The organism is Pseudomonas sp. NPDC087614 (genome assembly GCF_044743485.1).
Classification (GTDB): domain Bacteria; phylum Pseudomonadota; class Gammaproteobacteria; order Pseudomonadales; family Pseudomonadaceae; genus Aquipseudomonas; species Aquipseudomonas baetica_A.
The window spans coordinates 4,896-5,363 of sequence record NZ_JBIUWN010000019.1 but is presented as its reverse complement, the minus strand read 5'-3'; the positions used below and the strand labels follow the sequence as shown (position 1 = coordinate 5,363).

Below are 468 nucleotides of genomic sequence, written 5' to 3'. Positions count from 1 at the left end.
TGATGATTCATGGATATCCGTAAAGTTAAGAAACTGATCGAATTGCTGGAAGAGTCCGGCATCGACGAGCTCGAGATCAAGGAAGGCGAAGAGTCCGTACGTATCAGCCGCCACAGCAAGACCCCGGCTCAGCAGTACTACGCGCCAGCTCCGATGCAAGCGCCGGCCGCGGCACCTGTCGCTGCTGCTGCTCCGGTGGCTGCTGCCGCCCCGGCTGCCGCTGCTGCTCCAGCGCTGAACGGCACCGTTGCCCGCTCGCCGATGGTCGGCACTTTCTACCGCAAGTCTTCGCCAACCTCGCCGTCCTTCGTCGAAGTCGGCCAGACCGTGAAGAAAGGCGACACCCTGTGCATCGTTGAAGCCATGAAGATGATGAACCACATCGAAGCTGAAACCAGCGGTGTGATCGAGTCCATCCTCGTCGACGACGGCCCGCGGGGGGAGTCCGTCCGGCCGCGGGGGGCCGGC

General features: G+C 62.8%; 1 protein-coding gene. It reads left to right on the top strand.

All coding sequences use genetic code 11. The annotated features are described in order from the left end of the window. Positions 1 to 9: 9 nt before the first annotated feature. On the top strand, positions 10 to 468 hold a 459-nt coding region (gene accB, locus ACIOWA_RS10100), incomplete at its 3' end, for an acetyl-CoA carboxylase biotin carboxyl carrier protein (RefSeq protein WP_401159607.1).